Genomic DNA, 20,447 nt, shown 5'->3' with positions numbered 1-20,447 from the left:
AATGGCGACTAACCGTTCCCAGCGTCTGCGCAAAAAACTGTGCGTCGATGAATTTCAAGAGCTGGGTTTCGAACTGAACCTGGATTTCAAAGAAGATTTGGCTGATGAAGCCATTGATGCTTTCCTCGACGCGTTCCTGAAAGAAGCCATGGAAGCCAACGGTCTGGGTTATGTTGGCGGCGACGACTTCGGTCTGGTTTGCCTGCAGAAGCGTGGCTCGGTGTCCGAAGAGCAGCGCGCTGCTGTTGAAGCCTGGCTCAAAGGCCGCAGCGAACTGACCGAAGCAACCGTCAGCCCGCTGATCGACGTCTGGTACCCGGAAAAGCCGATCAATCCGGTAGCTTGATGTAATAAGAAACGGCGGCCCAAGGGTCGCCGTTTTTTTATGCGCGGATTAAAAGCACGCAGCCTCGTTGCTTGTCAGGCCTTACGCCAATTCAAAATCACCAGCGTCAACACCCCCGCCACAATCCCCCAAAATGCGGAACCGATGGAAAACAACGTCAGCCCCGACGCGGTGACCATAAAGGTGATCAACGCCGCTTCCCGTTCCTTCACTTCGGTCATGGCAATGCTCAAGCCATTGATGATCGAGCCGAACAACGCCAGCGCCGCAATCGACAGCACCAGCTCTTTAGGCAACGCGGCAAACAACGCCGCCAATGTCGCGCCGAACACCCCGGCAATCCCGTAGAAAATCCCGCACCAGACCGCCGCCGTGTAGCGCTTGTTGCGATCTTCATGGGCATGCGGCCCGGTGCAGATCGCTGCGCTGATGGCTGCCAGGTTTATGCCGTGGGAGCCGAACGGTGCCAGCAGCAACGAGGCGATACCGGTGGTGGTGATCAGCGGCGAGGCCGGCACGGTATAGCCGTCGGCGCGCAGGACGGCGATGCCTGGCATGTTCTGCGAGGTCATGGCCACCACGAACAGCGGTATGCCGATGCTGATGGTTGCGGCCAGTGAGAAGTGCGGCGTGGTCCAGACTGGCGTCGCCACTTCCAGGTGAAAACCACTGAAATCCAGCAGCCCCATGAACCCGGACAATGCCGTACCGATCAACAACGCCGCCAGCACGGCATAACGCGGCGACAGGCGCTTGATCACCAGATAGGTGAAGAACATGCCCAGCACCAGCCCGGTACGATGTTGGGCAGCGACGAAAATCTCGCTGCCGATCTTGAACAGAATCCCCGCCAGCAACGCAGCGGCCAAGGATGCCGGAATCTTTTTCACCAGTCGTTCGAAGCTGCCGGTCAGCCCGCAAATAGTCACCAGCACTGCGCAGGTGATGTAGGCACCGATGGCTTCGCCATAACTCACACCGCCGAGGCTGGTGATCAGCAACGCCGCACCGGGGGTCGACCAAGCGATGGTGATCGGGGTGCGATACCGCAACGACAGGCCGATCGAGCACACCGCCATGCCAATCGAGATTGCCCAGATCCACGACGAAATCTGCCCGCTGGTCAGGCCTGCCGCTTGTCCGGCCTGGAACATCAGGACCAGGGAACTGGTGTAACCGGTCATCATCGCGATGAAGCCGGCGACGATGGCCGAAGGCGACGTATCGGCAAAAGGGCGGAGCTGCGTGTGCGTGGCGTCGTTCATGACAGCGGTGTTCCTTTTATAAAGATGTCGGAAACGCCGGTGAACCCTGTGGGAGCCGAGCAAGCTCGGCTCCCACAGGGATTGTGTTCGAGCGGCAGATTTCAGGTTCAAGCCTAAACTCAAACGTAGCGGATCGTTGCAATACAGCGGAAGCGACAAACAGCCGTACAGTCGTGTTGCCACCCTCCATTGTGTACAATCGCGGTGTTTTTTACGCGATACTTGCCAGCGACCCACTGTGCCGTATTACAGTCACCGTCAATTCGCCGCAGTTCTCCCCGACTCGAGTGCCCATGAACGAACAGTTGCAGCCCCTCAAAAAACAACCGCGAGCAGGCAAAGCCGGCCGCAGCGGGACCCAGGACGATATTGTCTACGCGCATATCTTCGAGGCCATCCTCGAACAGCGCCTGGCGCCCGGCACCAAGTTGAGCGAAGAAGCGCTGGGGGAAATTTTCGGGGTCAGTCGCACCATCATCCGCCGTGCGCTCTCGCGCCTGGCCCATGAAGGCGTCGTGCTGCTGCGTCCGAACCGTGGCGCGGTCGTCGCCAGCCCGAGCGTCGAAGAGGCCCGCCAGGTGTTCCTCGCGCGCCGTCTGGTGGAACGAGCGATCACCGAACTGGCCGTTCAGCACGCAACCGCCGAGCAAATCGCCGAATTGCGCCAGATGGTCAACGACGAGCGCGACAGCTTCTCGCGCGGTGACCGCGGTGCCGGCATCCGTCTGTCGGGCGAATTTCACCTGAAACTCGCCGAAGCGGCGAAGAATGCGCCGCTGATCAGCTTCCAGCGCAGCCTGGTGTCGCAGACGTCGTTGATCATTGCCCAGTATGAAAGTGGCAACCGTTCGCACTGTTCCTACGACGAACACACCCAGCTGATCGACGCCATCGAAGCGCGCAACGGTGAGCTGGCGGTGAATTTGATGATGCATCACATGGACCACATCGACAGCAAACTCAACCTCGACGAAGAAAGTGCGTCGGATGATTTGCATGCGGTGTTCTCGCATTTGTTGCAGACCAAGAAGCCTGGGCGACCAGCGGTCAAACTCTAAGGTAGGCCGAGTCGAACCATCGCGGGCAAGCCCGCGATGACGGTCTCAAGAGCAATAAAAATCCCCCGCAACCATCGATTGCGGGGGATTTTTTATGCCCGGAATACCTTAGCGCTGATGCACCAGGTTCCCCGCCGCATACGTCTGCAGAACAGCCCGGTCATCCCCCAGCGTCATCAACACAAACAACGTCTCGGCAATGTTGTTCGCCTGCTTCAAGCGATAGCTCAGCAACGGCGTGGCGTTGTAATCCAGCACGAGGAAGTCGGCATCGGTGCCCGGTTTCAAGGTGCCGATCTTGTCTTCCAGACGCAACGCGCGAGCACCGCCGAGTGTCGCCAGGTACAGCGATTTGAATGGGCTCAGACGCGCACCTTGCAGCTGCATGACTTTGTACGCTTCGTTCAAGGTTTGCAGGATCGAGAAGCTGGTGCCACCGCCAACGTCCGTGCCCACACCGACATTCAGTTTGTGCTTCTCGGCCATCGGCAGGTTGAACAGGCCGCTACCAAGGAAGAAGTTCGACGTCGGGCAGAACGCGATGGCCGAACCGGTTTGCGCCAGTCGCGCGCACTCGTCGTCGCACAGGTGCACGCCGTGGGCAAACACCGAACGCTCACCGAGCAGTTGATAGTGATCGTAGACGTCCAGGTAGCCTTTACGCTCCGGGAACAGCTCCTTGACCCATTCGACTTCCTTCAGGTTTTCGCTGATGTGCGTCTGCATGTACAGGTCGGGGAATTCGCTGAGCAACTGGCCGGCGAGGGTCAGTTGTTCCGGGGTGCTGGTCGGGGCGAAACGCGGGGTGACTGCGTAGTGCAAGCGACCCTTGCCGTGCCAGCGCTCGATCAGCGCCTTGCTTTCGACGTAGCTGGATTCGGCGGTGTCGGTCAGGTAGTCCGGCGCGTTGCGGTCCATCATCACCTTGCCGGCGATCATCCGCAGGTCGAGCTGTTCGGCAGCCTCAAAGAACGAGTTCACCGATTGCGGATGCACGCTGCCGAACACCAGCGCCGTGGTGGTGCCATTGCGCAGCAGTTCCTTGATGAAAATATCGGCGACTTCGTCGGCGTGTTTCTTGTCGGCGAACTGGCTTTCACACGGGAAGGTATAGGTGTTCAGCCAGTCCAGCAATTGCTCGCCGTAGGCGCCGACCATGCCGGTTTGCGGCAAGTGAATGTGGGTGTCGATGAAGCCGGGGGTAATCAGCGCGTCCTGATAATGAGTGATTTCGATGTCGGCCGGCAGGGTTGGCAGCAAGTCGCTGGCGTGACCGAGCGCGCTGATCTGGCCGTTGTCGACCACCAGCAAGCCGTCTTCGAAATACTCGTACGAGGCTTCAATACCGACTTCGGCCGGGTCGGCAAGGCTGTGCAGGATGGCGGCGCGGTAAGCTTTGCGAGTCAAAGGCATGGGGGTTCTCAATTGGTGGCTTGGCTGCGGCGTGAAGCGGGCAGCAGTTTGGCAATCGATGATCCGGCGCTGGCGGTCTGCTGGCCGAAATTCGCGTTATAGGTGGCGATGATTTCGCCGGCGATGGAGATGGCGATTTCCACAGGCAACTTGCCTTTGACTTCGCCGATGCCCATCGGGCAGCGCATGCGTTGCACGACGCTGTTGTCGAATCCGCGGTCGCGCAGGCGGTGTTCGAACTTCACCCGTTTGGTCTTCGAACCGATCAGGCCGAAGTAGGCGAAGTCGTTGCGCTTGAGGATCGCGGCGGTGAGTTCGAGGTCGAGCTGGTGATTGTGGGTCATGACGATGCAGTAACTGCCGGCGGGCAGGTCGTCGATTTCGTCCACCGGTTCTTCGCTGACAATCTTGCGCACGCCGTGAGGGATCTGTTCCGGGAATTCGTCGTCCCGCGAATCGATCCAGCGCACCCGGCAGGGCAGGCTGGCGAGCAGCGGCACCAAGGCGCGGCCGACATGACCGGCACCGAACACGGCGATCTGCGCCTGGACCTGGCCCATCGGCTCGAACAGCAACACGGTCGCGCCACCGCAGCACTGGCCGAGGCTCGCGCCGAGGCTGAAGCGCTCCAGGTGTGTGTCCTGTTTGCCGCTGGCCAGCAGGTCGCGGGCGATCTGCATGGCCTTGTATTCCAGATGCCCGCCACCGATGGTGTCGAAGGCCTGGATGGCGCTGATGACCATCTTCGAACCGGCATTGCGCGGCGTCGAGCCAAGCTCTTCGATGATGGTCACCAACACGCAGGGCTCACCCCGGGATTGCAGGTCGGCGAGGGCGTCGATCCAGTTGTACATGTTTCACCTCAACATCTCTGTTGTCTGTTCGGGCCTCTTCGCGGGCAAGCCCGCTCCCACAAGGATTGCATCGTACCTGTGGGAGCTGGTTTGCCTGCGATGGCCGCGACGCGGTCTTAGAGCGAAGCCAGTTCGGTTTCAGCTTCCAAGGTTTTCACCGCCTTCAACTGCCGCATCTGCTCACAGCCCCACAACACCCGCTCCGGGGTCGCCGGCGCATCGATTTTCGGTTGATGCTTGTAGTCGCCAAGGCTCGCCACGGCGTCCTTGATCGCACACCACGAGGCGATGCCGAGCATGAACGGCGGCTCACCCACGGCCTTGGAATGGAACACCGTGTCTTCCGGGTTCTTGCGGTTTTCCACCAGCTTCACCCGCAGGTCCAGCGGCATGTCCGCCACGGCCGGGATCTTGTAGCTGGCCGGGCCGTTGGTCATCAGCTTGCCCTTGTTGTTCCACACCAGTTCTTCCATGGTCAGCCACCCCATGCCCTGGATGAAACCACCCTCGACCTGGCCGATGTCGATGGCCGGGTTCAACGAGGCGCCGACGTCGTGGAGGATGTCGGTGCGCAGCATCTTGTACTCACCGGTGAGGGTGTCGATGATCACCTCGCAACAGGCTGCACCGAAGGCGTAGTAGTAGAACGGACGACCACGGGCCTGGCTGCGTTCGTAGAAGATTTTCGGGGTTTTGTAGAACCCGGTGCTCGACAGTGACACCTGGGCGAAATACGCCTGCTGGATCAGCGCTTCAAACGTCAGGATGTGATCACGAACCCGCACGTGGCCGTTATGGAATTCGACGTCTTCTTCACTGACCTTGTACTGGCGGGCCGCGAATTCAACCAAACGTTTCTTGATGATTTCTGCGGCGTTCTGCGCCGCTTTACCGTTCAGGTCAGCACCGCTGGAAGCGGCCGTCGGCGAGGTGTTTGGCACCTTGTCGGTGTTGGTTGCGGTGATCTGCACACGGTCCATTTCCACCTGGAACACTTCAGCCACGACTTGCGCGACTTTGGTGTTCAAGCCCTGGCCCATTTCGGTGCCGCCGTGGTTCAGGTGGATGCTGCCGTCGGTGTAGACGTGGATCAGCGCACCGGCCTGGTTGAGGAAGCTCGCGGTAAACGAAATGCCGAATTTGACCGGGGTCAGCGCCAGGCCTTTTTTCAGGATCGGGCTGTTGGCGTTGTAGCGACGAATCGCTTCACGACGCTCGGCGTACTGGCTGCTTTCTTCCAGTTCGGCGGTCATTTCTTCGAGCATGTTGTGCTCGACGGTCTGGTAATAATGCGTGACGTTGCGCTCGGTCTTGCCATAGTAGTTGGCCTTGCGCACCGCCAATGGATCGAGGGCCAGATGACGGGCAATCGCGTCCATCACTTCTTCGATGGCGACCATGCCTTGCGGGCCGCCGAAGCCACGATACGCGGTGTTCGACGCGGTGTTGGTTTTGCAGCGGTGACCGTTGATGGTCGCGTCGCCCAGATAGTATGAGTTGTCGGCGTGAAACATCGCGCGGTCGACAATCGACGCCGACAGGTCCGGCGAACAACCGCAGTTGCCGGCCAGTTCCAGGGCGATGCCATGCAGGCGGCCGGTGCTGTCGAAGCCGACGTCGTACTCGACGTAAAACGGGTGACGCTTGCCGGTCATCAACATGTCTTCGACGCGCGGCAGGCGCATTTTGGTCGGCTGGCCGGTGAGGTGCGCGATCACGGCGCACAAACAGGCCGGGCTGGCGGCTTGCGTTTCCTTGCCACCGAAACCGCCGCCCATGCGGCGCATGTCGACCACGATCTTGTTCATCGACACATCAAGCACTTCGGCGACAAGCTTCTGCACTTCCGTCGGGTTCTGCGTCGAGCAGTAGACGATCATGCCGCCGTCTTCCGTCGGCATCACCGAAGAGATCTGGGTTTCGAGGTAGAAATGTTCCTGGCCGCCGATGTGCAGCGTGCCCTGGATGCGGTGCTCGGCAGTCGCCAAGGCATTGGCCGAATCGCCGCGCTGATGGGTGTGGCTGTCGAGCACGAAGTGGCGTTTGCGCAGGGCTTCGACCACGTCCAGCACCGGCTCGAGATCTTCGTATTCGATGATCGCGGCCATCGCGGCCTTGCGTGCGGTTTCGAGGTCTTTCGCCGCCACGGCGAGTACCGGCTGACCGACAAATTGTACGTCATCAATCGCCAGTAGCGGGTCGCCGGGCAACAGTGGCCCGATGTCCTTCAGGCCCGGCACGTCTTCGTGGGTGATCGCGATGCGCACGCCTTCGAAGGCGTAGCAGGGCTTGGTGTCAATGCTGATGATTTTCGCGTGGGCGCGGTCCGACAGGCGTGCATATACGTGCAGCTGGTTCGGAAACTCCAGGCGGTCGTCGATGTACTGCGCTTCACCGGACACGTGCTTGGCGGCGCTGTCGTGCTTGACGCTGCGGCCGACACCGGTGGTCAGGTCCTTGGCGAACAGTTCAGCCAGTTCGGCTTGGGTCTTCTCTACAGCGTGATGATTAGACATAAGCGGTCACCCGAGTCTCGATGTGCGGTGTTTGCAGTTCGATGAAGTATTTACGCAGCAGGTTTTGCGCGCTGAGCAGGCGGTACTCTTTGCTGGCGCGGAAGTCCGACAGCGGGGTGAAATCTTCGGCCAGTGCGGCGCAGGCGCGTTCGACGGTGGCGTTGTTGAACGGCGCACCGAGCAATGTTTTTTCGCAGGCGCCGGCGCGTTTCGGGATGGCCGCCATGCCACCGAAGGCGACGCGGGCATCGGCGATCACACCGTTTTCCAGACGGATCTGGAACGCGGCGCACACGGCGGAAATATCATCGTCCAGACGCTTGGACACCTTGTAGGCACGGAACAGTTGTTCGGCGCGGGCCCGCGGCACAATGATCTTCTCGATGAACTCGCTTTCCTGACGCGCGGTGACCCGGTAATCGATGAAGTAATCTTCCAGGGCCAGGGTGCGCCGGGTTTCGCCTTTGCACAGGACGATTTGCGCGCCCAGGGCGATCAGCAGGGGCGGCGAGTCACCGATGGGCGAGGCGTTGCCGATGTTGCCGCCGAGGGTGCCCTGGTTGCGGATCTGCAGCGAGGCAAAACGTTGCAGCAGCTCACCGAAATCCGGGTACTCGGCCTTTAATGCTTCGTAGCAGTCGGAGAGGGCGGTGGCGGCGCCGATTTCCAGGCGATCATCGAAACGCTCGATGCGCTTCATCTCGGCCACGTTGCCGACGTAAATCATCACCGGCAAGGTGCGGTGGAATTGTGTGACTTCAAGGGCCAGGTCTGTACCACCGGCCAGCAGGCGAGCCTGTGGATAAGCGTCATAGAGGTCAGCCAGATCGGCAACGGTCAGCGGCACCAGGCAGCGCTTGTCGCCACTGTTGAGCTCGCCGATGGACGTCGGGGCAATCGCTTTCAAGCGCGCGATGGTGTCGGCTTCACGCGCATCGAACTGGTCCGGTTGCTTGCCGCAGCAAGACTGTTCGGCGGCTTGCAGGATCGGCCGATAACCGGTGCAACGGCACAGATTGCCGGCCAGCGCTTCGTGCGCCTTGTGAGAGTCGGGTGCATCGCTGTTCTTTTGCAGGGCGAACAGTGACATCACGAAACCCGGGGTGCAGAAGCCGCATTGCGAACCGTGGCACTCGACCATGGCTTTCTGCACGCTGTGCAGTTCGCCCTGATGCTTGAGGTCTTCGACGCTGATCAATTGTTTACCGTGCAACGACGACACGAACGTCAGGCACGAGTTGAGGCTGCGATAGCGAATGTGTTCGCGGCCGTCGTCATCCGTTTGTAGCTCGCCGACCACCACAGTGCAGGCGCCGCAGTCACCGCTGGCACAGCCTTCTTTGGTGCCGGGTTTGCCCACATGGTCGCGCAGATAATTGAGCACGGTCAGGTTTGGGTCCAGGGCGTGCTCGCTACGGAGTTCCTGGTTAAGTAAAAACTGGATCACGGAAGGCCTCGCAGACTCATTATTGTTGTTAACCGACTTGAACCGAATTTAGCAGGTCTGACTTTTCGGTCAATGATTTTCTGACTTAAAGGTCAGGAAATAGCATTTTGTCGACAAACACCTCATTTCTTCAGTATTGACCCTCACGCACACACCTGCTTTTTTGCTTGAATCGTGCCAAAACCGCCGAGTGGGCCCTGCGCCATGACCTATCAAGTGGGTTACACTGCGCCGCTTGTGCAGATCGAAGAGTTTGAAGGACAACCATGACGTTCAAGGCGCCGGACAGCCTCGCCGAGCAAATCGCTCACCACCTCGCCGAACGCATCATTCGCGGCGAAATGAAGCCCGGGGAGCGCATTCAGGAACAGAAGGTCACGCTGGCGCTCAATGTCAGCCGCGGCTCGGTCCGTGAAGCCTTGCTGATCCTCGAACGTCGCCACCTGATCGCGATCCTGCCGCGACGGGGCGCCCATGTCACCGAACTCACGGCGCACAAGGTCCAGAGCCTGTGCACGCTGATGAGCGAGCTGTACATCCTGCTCGGTAACGCCGTTGCCAGCGGCTGGAAAGTCCAGGCTGACATGGCGCCGTTCGTGCAGATCCAGCAACGCCTGGCCGCCAGCTACGAGCGTCAGGACATCCGCACCTTCGTCGACGACAGCTTCAATGTGATGCGCGCTGCGTACCCGTTCGCCAACAACCCGTACTTGCAGGAAACCGTCGAGAATCTGCAGCCGGCCATGAGCCGCGCGTATTTCCTCGCCCTGGACCAGCGCAAGGCGTCGATGAGCGAATTCCTCGAACTGTTCGAGCGCCTGCTCGCTGCCGTGCTGGCCCGTGACTTTCCGCAGATCCGCGAAGTGCTGACGGCGTATGCCCAGCGCAGCTGCGATCTGGTGGTTTCTGCCCTGACGGACGCTTAAGCGTGCGGCTCAAGTGCATCAAGCTGGCGGGGTTCAAGTCCTTCGTCGATCCGACCACGGTGAACTTCCCCAGCAACATGGCGGCCGTGGTCGGGCCCAATGGTTGCGGCAAGTCGAACATCATCGACGCCGTGCGCTGGGTGATGGGCGAAAGCTCGGCCAAGAACTTGCGCGGCGAGTCGATGACGGACGTCATCTTCAATGGCTCCACCAGTCGTAAACCGGTGAGTCAGGCCAGCATCGAGCTGGTGTTCGATAACTCCGACGGCACGCTGCTCGGCGAATATGCCGCCTATGCGGAAATTTCCATTCGCCGCAAAGTGACCCGCGACAGCCAGACCACTTATTACCTCAACGGCACCAAATGCCGGCGTCGCGACATCACCGACATCTTCCTCGGCACCGGCCTCGGCCCGCGCAGCTACTCGATCATCGAGCAGGGGATGATCTCCAAGCTGATCGAGTCCAAGCCCGAAGACCTGCGCAACTTTATTGAAGAAGCGGCGGGCATCTCCAAGTACAAGGAGCGGCGGCGCGAAACCGAAAACCGCATCCGCCGCACCCACGAAAACCTTGCGCGCCTGACCGACCTGCGCGAGGAGCTCGAGCGTCAACTTGAGCGTTTGCATCGCCAGGCCGAGGCCGCGAAGAAGTATCAGGAATACAAAGGCGAAGAGCGTCAGCTCAAGGCCCAGTTGTCGGCCCTGCGCTGGCAGGCATTGAACGAACAGGTCGGTCAGCGCGAAGCGGTGATCGGCAATCAGGAAGTCACCTTCGAAGCGCTGGTCGCCGAGCAACGCAACGCCGATGCCGCCATCGAACGCTTCCGGGACGGGCACCATGACCTGTCCGAGCGCTTCAATCTGGTGCAAGGACGTTTCTATTCGGTCGGCGGCGACATCGCCCGGGTCGAGCAGAGCATCCAGCACGGTCAGCAGCGTCTGCGTCAGTTGCAGGACGATCTGAAGGAAGCCGAGCGCGCACGTCTGGAAACCGAATCGCACCTGGGCCACGACCGCACGCTGTTGCTGACCCTCGGCGAAGAGCTCGACATGCTCACGCCAGAGCAGGAAGTCACCAGCGCCGCCGCCGAAGAAGCGGCCGCCGCGCTGGAAGAATCCGAAACCACCATGCACGGCTGGCAGGAGCAGTGGGACACGTTCAACCTGACCGCCGCCGAGCCGCGGCGCCAGTCCGAAGTGCAGCAGTCACGCATCCAGCAGCTGGAAACCAGCATGGAGCGTCTGGCCGATCGTCAGAAGCGCCTCGGGGAAGAGCGCGCGTTGCTCTCGGCGGACCCGGAAGACGCGGCGATCATGGAACTCAGCGAGCAACTGGCGGCCAGTGAAGCCACGCTTGAAGATTTGCAGGCCAGCGAAGAAGCCCAGGTCGAACGCCTTGAGCACCTGCGTCAGGAATTGCAGCTTGCGTTGCACAATCAGCAGCAGGCGCAAGGCGATTTGCAACGCCTCAACGGTCGTCTCGCTTCCCTTGAAGCCTTGCAGCAAGCCGCGCTCGATCCAGGCACCGGCACTGCCGAATGGTTGCGTGAGCAGCATCTGGCGGATCGCCCGCGTCTGGCCGAAGGCCTGAAGGTGGAAGCGGGTTGGGAGCTGGCGGTGGAAACCGTGCTCGGCGCCGACCTGCAAGCGGTGCTGGTGGACGACTTCGGCGATTTCGATCTGGCCGGTTTTGCTCAGGGCGATTTGCGCTTGCTCAGCCCGGCCACTGATGGCGTGCGCGTGCCGGGCAGTTTGCTCGACAAGGTCGAGGCGCAGATCGATCTGTCGCCGTGGCTGGGGCAGGTCAAGCCGGTCGACAGCCTTGAACAGGCGCTGGCGTTGCGCAGTCAATTGACCGCGGGGCAGAGTCTGATCAGCCGTGATGGTTACTGGGTCGGTCGGCACTTTTTACGGGTGCGACGGGCCAGCGAAGCCGAAAGCGGTGTGCTGGCGCGCGGTCAGGAAATCCAGCGGTTGACCGAGGAGCGTGAAGAGCGCGAAGCCACGGTCGAAACCCTGGAAACCCAGCTTCAAACGCTCAGGGCGCAACAGCGCCAGCAGGAAAACGGACGCGAACATCTGCGCCGTCTGCTGCAAGACGAAGCGCGTCAGCAAGGTGAATTGAAAGCTCAACTGTCCGCCGGCAAAGCCAAGGCTGAACAGCTGACGCTGCGTCGTACGCGCCTCGACGAAGAGCTCGCTGAACTGAGCGAACAGCGCGCGCTGGAACACGAAAACATCGGTGAGGCACGCCTGCAATTGCAGGAAGCCCTCGACGCCATGGCGCTCGACACCGAGCAGCGTGAATTGCTGCTGGCCCAGCGCGACAGCTTGCGCGAACGCCTCGATCGGGTGCGCCAGGAAGCCCGGCAGCACAAGGATCACGCGCATCAATTGGCGGTGCGTCTCGGTTCGCTCAAGGCGCAACACGACTCGACGCGTCAGGCGCTGGAACGGCTGGAGATGCAGTCCGAGCGCCTGACCGAAAAACGCGAACAGCTCAGCCTCAATCTGGAGGAGGGTGAGGCACCGCTGGAAGAGCTGCGGCTGAAACTGGAAGAATTGCTCGACAAGCGCATGACCGTCGACGAAGAACTCAAGACCGCACAAATCGCTCTGGAAGACGCTGACCGTGAACTGCGTGATGCGGAAAAACGACGTAACCAGGCCGAGCAGCAGTCGCAGTTGATTCGCGGCCAGATGGAAACCCAGCGCATGGAATGGCAAGCCCTGACCGTACGCCGCAAGACCCTCGAAGATCAGTTGCTGGAAGACGGCTACGACCTGCACGGCGTGCTCGCCACGCTGACAGCCGAGGCCAGCGAGAAGGACGCCGAAGAAGAACTTGAACGCATTGCCGCGCGTATTCAGCGTCTTGGTGCGATCAACCTCGCGGCCATCGACGAATACCAACAACAATCCGAGCGTAAACGTTATCTGGATGCGCAGAACGATGATCTGGTGGAAGCGCTGGACACCCTCGAGAACGTGATTCGCAAGATCGACAAGGAAACCCGCAACCGCTTCAAAGATACCTTTGATCAGATCAATGGTGGTTTACAGGCGCTTTTCCCAAAAGTTTTCGGTGGAGGACGCGCGTATTTGGAACTGACGGGCGAAGATCTACTCGATACAGGGGTGACGATCATGGCGCAGCCGCCAGGGAAGAAGAACAGCACCATCCATTTGCTCTCCGGTGGCGAAAAAGCCCTGACCGCATTGGCGCTGGTTTTTGCGATCTTCAAGTTGAACCCGGCGCCGTTCTGCATGCTCGATGAAGTTGACGCACCACTGGATGACGCTAACGTTGGACGCTACGCACGGCTGGTCAAGGAAATGTCGCAGACGGTGCAGTTCATTTACATCACCCACAACAAGATCGCCATGGAAATGGCCGATCAACTGATGGGGGTGACGATGCACGAACCGGGCTGCTCACGTCTGGTGGCGGTGGATGTCGAGGAGGCAATGGCGATGGTGGATGCCTGAGTCGGCGTCTGTAGGGCAGGTATTGCGAGGCTGTAGGATGTTTTAACCGGCCCTGACTTGCTGGCCAATCGACATATTCGCTAAAGCCATGATGACAGACGGTGTAAAGTTGCCTTTGGTCGTGCTAGTTTAATGTCAATTTTTCGTATACGTGGGCAAAACGCCTGTCAGAACATAGAGTTGGCGCCACGTTTTAAAGCGGTTTACGAGTTGTAAACCCCTTATTTTTCAGCATTTTTTATAGAGGCACGGGATTACATGGAAATCGGTCTGCGCGAGTGGCTGATCGTCATCGGCATTATTGTTATTGCCGGTATTCTTTTTGATGGCTGGCGCCGTATGCGCGGCGGCAAGGGAAAACTGAAATTCCGTCTTGACCGAAGTTTGTCCAATCTGCCGGACGAGGACACCAGCGCCGAGCTGTTGGGCCCGCCCCGCGTGCTGGACACACACAAGGAACCGCAACTGGATGAGCACGATCTGCCGTCGGTGAGCATGCCTGCCCGTGAACCGCGTGAGTCGGGTTCCAAGCGCGGCAAGCGTGGTCATGGCGAACCGTCGCAAGGCGACATGAACCTCAGCCTTGATCTGGATGGCGGCCCGAGCTTCAGCAGTCGTGACGACGATTTCCCGGATGACACCAAAGCCTCGCCAGCCGTGACTGAAAAAGATCAACCACAAGCTGAAGAAGTGCTGGTGATCAGCGTGATCTGCCGCGACGCCGCCGGTTTCAAAGGCCCTGCGTTGTTGCAGAACATTCTGGAAAGCGGTTTGCGTTTCGGCGAGATGGACATCTTCCACCGTCACGAAAGCATGGCCGGTAATGGCGAAGTCCTGTTCTCCATGGCCAATGCGGTCAAGCCGGGCATCTTTGATCTGGACGACATCGACCACTTCAGCACCCCGGCCGTGAGCTTCTTCCTCGGTCTGCCTGGACCGCGTCATCCCAAGCAAGCCTTCGACGTGATGGTGGCTGCGGCGCGCAAACTGTCCCAGGAGCTGAACGGCGAACTGAAAGACGACCAGCGTAGCGTGCTGACCGCCCAGACGATTGAGCATTACCGTCAGCGCATCGTTGAGTTCGAACGCCGCGCGTTGACCCAGAAGCGTTGATTCAAAGGTTGCTCCCGCGCCGTGCGCGGGACGATCGGCAAAATAGATTGAGCAGCCTCGGCTGCTCTTTTGCTTTATGAGAGAACACCCATGACCGCCGTCAAAAACCGCATTCTAGAGCTGCGCGCTGAGCTGGATCAGCACAACTACCGCTATCACGTGCTGGACGAGCCGAGTATTCCGGATGCTGAATACGATCGTTTGTTCCACGAGCTCAAGGCCCTTGAAGCGGCTAATCCTGAACTGATCACCAGCGATTCACCGACCCAGCGCGTCGGCAGTGCGGCGTTGTCGGCGTTCACCCAGGTGCGTCATGAAGTGCCGATGCTCAGCCTCGGCAACGCCTTCGAAGAAACCGACATGCGCGAGTTCGATCGCCGGGTGACGGAAGGCCTCGATTTGCCGGCTGGCGACTTGTTTGGCGGCGGTGCGGCGGTGGAATACAGCTGCGAGCCCAAGCTCGACGGCCTGGCGGTCAGCCTGCTGTATCAGGACGGCGTGTTGGTGCGCGGCGCGACTCGCGGCGACGGTACCACTGGCGAAGACATCAGCGTCAACGTCCGTACTGTGCGCAACATTCCGCTCAAGCTGCACGGCACTGGCTGGCCGGCGACCCTGGAAGTGCGCGGCGAAGTGTTCATGTCCAAGGCCGGTTTCGAGCGACTCAACGCTACCCAGCTGGAAGTCGGCGGTAAAACCTTTGCCAACCCGCGTAACGCGGCAGCCGGCAGCTTGCGCCAGCTCGATTCGAAAATCACCGCCAACCGCCCATTGGAATTCTGCTGCTACGGCATCGGCCAGATTTCGGCCGATATTGCCGACACGCACATTGGTAATCTCAAGCAGCTTCAGGTGTGGGGCTTGCCGATCAGCCATGAGCTGAAGCTGGCGCACGGCATCGACGAATGCCTGGATTACTACCGCGACATCGGCGAACGCCGCAACGGGCTGGCATATGAAATCGACGGTGTGGTGTTCAAGGTCAACAGCATCGCCTCTCAGCGCGAGCTGGGTTTCCGCGCTCGCGAACCTCGATGGGCGATCGCGCACAAATTCCCGGCCATGGAAGAACTCACTGAGTTGCTCGACGTCGAGTTCCAGGTCGGTCGCACCGGCGCCGTCACGCCGGTGGCGCGTTTGAAACCGGTCAAGGTCGCCGGTGTCACTGTGGCCAACGCGACCTTGCACAACATGGATGAGGTCGCGCGACTGGGCCTGATGATTGGCGACACCGTCATCATCCGCCGCGCGGGCGACGTGATTCCGCAAGTGGTGCAAGTGGTGCTTGAGCGTCGTCCGGATAATGCCCGGCCGGTACACATTCCCGAGCAGTGCCCCGTGTGCGGTTCGCAGGTCGAGCGCACGCAACTGGTCAAACGCAGCAAGGGCCGCGAGACCGTCAGCGAAGGCGCGGTGTACCGCTGCGTCGGTCGTCTGGCCTGCGGTGCGCAACTCAAGCAGGCGATCATTCATTTCGTTTCCCGCCGTGCCATGGACATCGAAGGCCTGGGGGACAAGAGCGTCGAGCAACTGGTCGACGAAGGCCTGGTGAGCTCGCCGGCCGATCTGTATGCCCTGAAGTTCGACGACATTGTCGATCTGGAAGGCTTTGCCGAGGTCTCGAGTAACAAGTTGCTGAGTGCCATCGAGGACAGCAAAAAGCCAAGCCTGGCGCGGTTTATCTATGCCCTCGGGATTCCCGATGTCGGCGAAGAGACGGCCAAGGTGCTGGCGCGTTCCCTGGGGTCGCTGGAGTGGGTTCAGCAGGCGTTGCCGCATGTGCTCACGTACTTGCCGGATGTCGGCCTTGAAGTGGCTCATGAAATTCACAGCTTCTTTGAAGATGCGCATAACCAGCAAGTGATCAAGGAGCTGCTCAAGCACGGTCTGCAGATTCAGGATCAGGGCGAGCTTGGGGCCGAGTTTGCGGCCAGCACGACGCTGGGCGGGTTTCTCGACAAGCTGCACATCCCTTCGGTCGGACCGGGCGGGGCGCAGAAGCTGGCGGATCGGTTTGGTTCACTGGAAGGGGTGATGAGCGCCGACTGGCTGGACATGCGCCAGGCGCTGCCGGAGAAACAGGCCAATTCGGTTCGCGAGTTTTTTGCGGTCGAAGACAATCGCCAGCTCGCTGAGGCTGCCGAGAAGCAGTTGCGCGATTTCGGCATGCACTGGCTGAGCGAGAAGAAGGTCGTCGAAGGGCTGCCGCTGGCCGGGCAGACCTGGGTGCTGACCGGTTCGCTGGAGTTGATGAGTCGCGACGTTGCCAAGGAAAAACTTGAAAGCCTGGGGGCGAAGGTAGCGGGCTCGGTGTCGGCCAAGACTCATTGCGTGGTGGCGGGGCCGGGAGCGGGTTCCAAGTTGGCCAAGGCCAATGAACTGGGGTTGAAGGTGCTCGATGAAGAGGCGTTCGTCGAATTCCTGAAACACCACGGTATAGCGGTCGAGTCGTGATCGTTCCCACGCGGAGCGTGGGAACGATCGTTGCGTGGCGATGATCTAGTCTTGGCAAGCCCCAGGGAGAGATCGCCATGTACCGCTTCTTCGAACAGCTCAGCTCGCGCATCGCCGCGCCTTTGATGGGCGACAACTCGCGCAACAGCAAGGTCTGGCAATGTCGCTGCGGGCAGTCGCTGTTCTTTCGCAACAGCCAGTGTCTGGCCTGTTCGGCAGCGCTGGGCTATCAGCCTGAGCAGAGTCGCTTGTCCTCGCTGCAACCGGGTCTGCAGGCCGACACCTGGCTGCTCGATGCCGACCCGCAAGCCGGCGTGTTCCGCCGCTGCGTCAACCTCGATTCCCCGGCCGCCTGCAACTGGCTGCTCCCGGCCAATGACCACGATGCGCTTTGCATCGCCTGCAGCCTGAATCACACCATTCCCGACCTGTCGATTCCCGAAAACCACGAACGCTGGCGCAAGGTCGAAACGGCGAAGCGACGACTGGTCGCGCAGTTGGTCAGCCTCGGTTTGCAGGTGATACCCAAAACCGTCGACGAAGAAACCGGCCTGGCGTTTGATTTTATCGGTGTCGACCTCGAAGGCAAATCACCGACCACCGGTCACGCCAACGGCTTGATCACCCTCGACATCAACGAAGCCGATGACGCCCACCGCGAGCAGGTCCGGGTGCAAATGCACGAGCCCTATCGCACATTGCTCGGGCATTTTCGGCATGAGGTCGGGCATTATTACTGGGACCGGTTGATCGCCAGCAGCCATTGGCTGGAGCCTTTTCGTGGGTTGTTCGGTGATGAGCGCGCCAGCTACGCCGAGGCGCTGGAGCGGCATTACCAGCAAGGTGCGCCACTCGACTGGCAACAGCAATGCGTCAGCGCCTACGCGACCATGCACCCGTGGGAGGACTGGGCGGAAACCTGGGCGCATTACCTGCACATGATGGATGCGGTGGACACCGCACTGGGATTCGGCATGAGCGCGCGGGAAATGGATTTCGATTACCAGCCATTCCCGTCGAGCACGCTCTACGACCCGCAGCATCCCGGCGGCGCGGCGTTTCTGTCGTTCGTCAATGCGTGGATCGAGTTGGCGGGCATGCTCAATGAGCTGTCGCGCAGCATGGGCCAGCCGGATTTCTACCCGTTCGTCCTGCCGCCGGCCGTGATCGCCAAGCTGCACTTTATCCACCTGGTGATCCAGCAAGAGGGCGGCAGGGCAGATGAAGTGCTGCAGGATCTCTGACCATCCTGTAGCCGACGACGAGCAGCGCGAGGCTGCGTCCGGCTGCGAAGCAGTCGTGAAATCTACCAGCGCGGTGTTTCAGGTGAACCGCGGACGCAGCCTCGCGCTGCTCGTCAGCTGCTACAGGGGGAGGTGTTTCACGGGGATTGCATGTCCTTGAAGCCGTTCATGTTTTTTAATCCGCCCCAACGGTTGTAACTTCGTCTCAGATAGGTACAATGGCGCGGCTCGCCGTCAGGTGAGCGTCGTTATGGTGACCCCATCGGTCCCCCCGCAACGATTACCCGTGAACCTGGTCAGATCCGGAAGGAAGCAGCCACAGCGGGAACATTGTGTGCCGGGGTGTGGCTGGTGGGGTTACCACCTTTCTCTAAGTCCTTGATTTCACAAGGATTTCTCAGTCAAAAATCTCGAAGTGTGACAGCGTGTAGGTACACCTAAGTGGTGCACTGTGCTGGCGATCTTACCTTGATCACTTTTCTCTCGCTATCAAAGCCGTACAGGGTGCCCCTGTCTTCGGTGAGTTCTTGTTGGCTGAGCGAGCGACATGAGGCTGTGTAACTACGCCAAGCCGATCACTCTCTTGTAGCAGCCTATTCGTTCTGCAATGATGATGGCGATACGCTATCGTAATGTGACGAGTTCCAGCTCAAAGGGGTGTGGATAATGAACGAACAGCTTTTTATTCTGACCAGCCAGAAGAAGAAAACGAACCTCGTGCTTCATTTGTTACTGTGCATACCAACGCTCGGTTTTTGGGCGATTGTCTGGATCATTGTTGCGTCGGTCAATCATGGCAAGAATGCTCGAATCGATCACAAGATCAACAGTTTGATGCACTACAAGTCACAAGGAATGAATGACAACGAGAGTTATCAACAACTGAAGACGGACACCAGTGCAAACAATCTTGCGACTATCAGAATTGTATTCGTCATCATTGCAGTGGTGTTCGTCTACTTCGCACTACGGTGAATAGACGAAGTTCAATAGATGGTAGGCAATCTGAAAGCCGGCAGGAAGGCCTCTGAGGTCGCACAGGGGCTGCAATAAGTGCATTGCTAGAACCTAGCAGCCTCCACGAAGAGCGTTGCTCATAACGCATTGTGAACGCTCTTAGAGTGCTGCTACTTGACTTCTTTCGGTCGCCCTAGTATGATGGGCACCTCTTCGCAACAACCAGACCGCATCTGCCACCAACCAAGGTGATCTCAGAGCGCGGTTTTGTCGTGCCTGCGATTTGATAACCTAACCCGGCACTACCCGTGAGGAACTGCCTATTGAACAGAACTAGCCAAGGAGAATTAACTTGAATAACGACGTACGCCCGCTAATCGCCAACAAAAGCACTTTTCGAATTTCCAACGGCGTGGATGCACTGGTGTTCGATACTAGCACCGGCGAGATCTACGCACACCACACCTATGTTGAATGCGTTCATGGCCCGTATGACTACCCGGTTGCCCAGAAGCATCTTGCAGATCACGATATCGCAACCACCGATGAGTTTCTACGCGCCTACGATGTGCGTCCGCGACGCTCGGGCAAATACCGTAACCTGAGTTTTTTGTTTGATCGTGCTGACATTGGAACTACTAGCAATGTTGTCACGCTCCCGGTCAAACCGAAACGGGGTCGTCCAGCACAACAAATCGATAACCCATTGGCCTCCGTGATTCGGCTTGCAGAGTTCGAACGGTTGGGCTGGGTTAACGATTACGTGATTGGTGGGTGTGCTGCTGGTCCCAAACGGAGCCAAGGCCGATTCAATGTTAACTCTACCCATGTCCACTGGGCCCTGTGCATGGAAACGCTATCAACAGCAGGGGTCATTGCAATGGTCGAGGAGCGTAGCGGAGAAACCATCATTGTCCGAACAGCCCAATACATTATCGAAGCGGCACGCATTGCACTTGGAGGTATCCAACTCTATCTGGAAAAGAACCAGGCTGAGTGGAATCGCCTGAAGTTCGAGGTAGAGTTTCACGACGCTGGACGTGCAGCTTCAGGTTTTGCAGTGTGTTGTGACCCTGAAGGCTACGATTACGATCACTACGAGCAAGCGGCTTGAATTAACGAAGGTCTATAAGAGAGCGAAGCGAACGACGCTGTTGACGTTGCCTTGCACGGTAAGCGACAGCTTACAGTAGTACTCCAGTGAAGGGACTTCACGACTGTATACTCTGTAGAAAGGCGATAGCCTAAAGGTGTAGCTGGGATATTGATACATAGTATCCCCAGCAAGTGAGAATGTAAGCTTCCGTTTGAGTAGCTACTATCGTCAGCGACGCTGACAGGGGATCACCCTGAATGCTCACGC

14 protein-coding genes and 1 other RNA gene are annotated in these 20,447 nt (G+C 59.3%); 10 read left to right on the top strand and 5 right to left on the bottom strand.

Going from position 1 to position 20,447, the window contains the following annotated elements; translation table 11 throughout:
* Nucleotide 1: 1 nt before the first annotated feature.
* Nucleotides 2-346, top strand: a complete 345-nt coding sequence (locus J2X66_RS02860; protein ID WP_007896965.1) for a YggL family protein — start codon at nt 2-4, stop codon at nt 344-346.
* 74 nt (nt 347-420) lie between these two features.
* Here the strand turns inward: J2X66_RS02860 and J2X66_RS02855 are convergent, their stop codons facing one another.
* Nucleotides 421-1,611: a benzoate/H(+) symporter BenE family transporter gene (locus tag J2X66_RS02855; RefSeq protein WP_310260591.1), complete on the bottom strand. Its 1,191-nt coding sequence runs from the start codon at nt 1,609-1,611 to the stop codon at nt 421-423.
* 293 nt (nt 1,612-1,904) lie between these two features.
* Here J2X66_RS02855 and J2X66_RS02850 point away from each other — a divergent pair, with 293 nt between their 5' ends.
* On the top strand, nt 1,905-2,669 hold the full coding sequence (locus tag J2X66_RS02850; protein ID WP_010456474.1) for a GntR family transcriptional regulator: 765 nt from the start codon (nt 1,905-1,907) through the stop codon (nt 2,667-2,669).
* Between the two features lie 108 nt (nt 2,670-2,777).
* On the opposite strand, the gene guaD is transcribed toward J2X66_RS02850, so the two are convergent.
* The 4 genes from guaD to xdhA form a co-directional block, all read right to left on the bottom strand.
* A complete protein-coding gene (guaD, locus tag J2X66_RS02845; protein ID WP_310260587.1) occupies nt 2,778-4,082 on the bottom strand; it encodes a guanine deaminase in 1,305 nt (434 codons plus the stop codon).
* Between the two features lie 8 nt (nt 4,083-4,090).
* Complete coding sequence (gene xdhC, locus J2X66_RS02840) at nt 4,091-4,936, bottom strand: xanthine dehydrogenase accessory protein XdhC (RefSeq protein ID WP_310260584.1); 846 nt, start codon at nt 4,934-4,936, stop codon at nt 4,091-4,093.
* A gap of 116 nt (nt 4,937-5,052) precedes the next feature.
* On the bottom strand, nt 5,053-7,452 hold the full coding sequence (xdhB, locus tag J2X66_RS02835; RefSeq protein ID WP_310260581.1) for a xanthine dehydrogenase molybdopterin binding subunit: 2,400 nt from the start codon (nt 7,450-7,452) through the stop codon (nt 5,053-5,055).
* On the bottom strand, nt 7,445-8,899 hold the full coding sequence (xdhA, locus tag J2X66_RS02830) for a xanthine dehydrogenase small subunit (protein WP_310260578.1): 1,455 nt from the start codon (nt 8,897-8,899) through the stop codon (nt 7,445-7,447). Before xdhA ends, xdhB begins: the two co-directional genes overlap by 8 nt.
* A gap of 266 nt (nt 8,900-9,165) precedes the next feature.
* Between xdhA and J2X66_RS02825 the strand changes: the two genes are divergently transcribed.
* The 8 genes from J2X66_RS02825 to J2X66_RS02790 all read left to right on the top strand — a co-directional run bounded on the left by J2X66_RS02825 (nt 9,166) and on the right by J2X66_RS02790 (nt 20,198).
* A complete protein-coding gene (locus J2X66_RS02825) occupies nt 9,166-9,825 on the top strand; it encodes a GntR family transcriptional regulator (protein ID WP_027921744.1) in 660 nt (219 codons plus the stop codon).
* A 2-nt stretch (nt 9,826-9,827) separates the two neighbouring features.
* Nucleotides 9,828-13,316, top strand: coding sequence for a chromosome segregation protein SMC (gene smc, locus J2X66_RS02820; protein ID WP_310260576.1), 3,489 nt, complete (start codon nt 9,828-9,830; stop codon nt 13,314-13,316).
* Nucleotides 13,317-13,574: 258 nt separating this feature from the next.
* Nucleotides 13,575-14,429 (top strand): cell division protein ZipA, encoded by an 855-nt coding sequence (gene zipA / locus J2X66_RS02815; protein ID WP_027921742.1) that lies wholly within the window; start codon nt 13,575-13,577, stop codon nt 14,427-14,429.
* A gap of 90 nt (nt 14,430-14,519) precedes the next feature.
* A complete protein-coding gene (gene ligA / locus J2X66_RS02810) occupies nt 14,520-16,883 on the top strand; it encodes an NAD-dependent DNA ligase LigA (protein WP_310260573.1) in 2,364 nt (787 codons plus the stop codon).
* Nucleotides 16,884-16,960: 77 nt separating this feature from the next.
* Entirely contained in the window at nt 16,961-18,127 is a 1,167-nt protein-coding gene (locus J2X66_RS02805) for a putative zinc-binding metallopeptidase (protein ID WP_310260571.1), read from the top strand.
* Between the two features lie 260 nt (nt 18,128-18,387).
* An RNA gene (gene ffs, locus J2X66_RS02800) (signal recognition particle sRNA small type) lies at nt 18,388-18,484 on the top strand.
* 309 nt (nt 18,485-18,793) lie between these two features.
* The gene (locus tag J2X66_RS02795; RefSeq protein ID WP_310260568.1) at nt 18,794-19,102 is read left to right on the top strand and encodes a hypothetical protein; all 309 of its coding nucleotides are present in this window, start codon (nt 18,794-18,796) and stop codon (nt 19,100-19,102) included.
* A gap of 334 nt (nt 19,103-19,436) precedes the next feature.
* Entirely contained in the window at nt 19,437-20,198 is a 762-nt protein-coding gene (locus J2X66_RS02790; protein WP_310260565.1) for a hypothetical protein, read from the top strand.
* The last annotated feature ends 249 nt before the right edge of the window (nt 20,199-20,447 follow it).

The sequence above is a fragment of the Pseudomonas sp. 3296 genome, from assembly GCF_031456615.1.
Classification (GTDB): Bacteria; Pseudomonadota; Gammaproteobacteria; order Pseudomonadales; family Pseudomonadaceae; genus Aquipseudomonas; species Aquipseudomonas mucoides.
The sequence above is the reverse complement of the archived record's forward strand: the minus strand, read 5'-3'. Positions and strand labels throughout refer to the sequence as shown.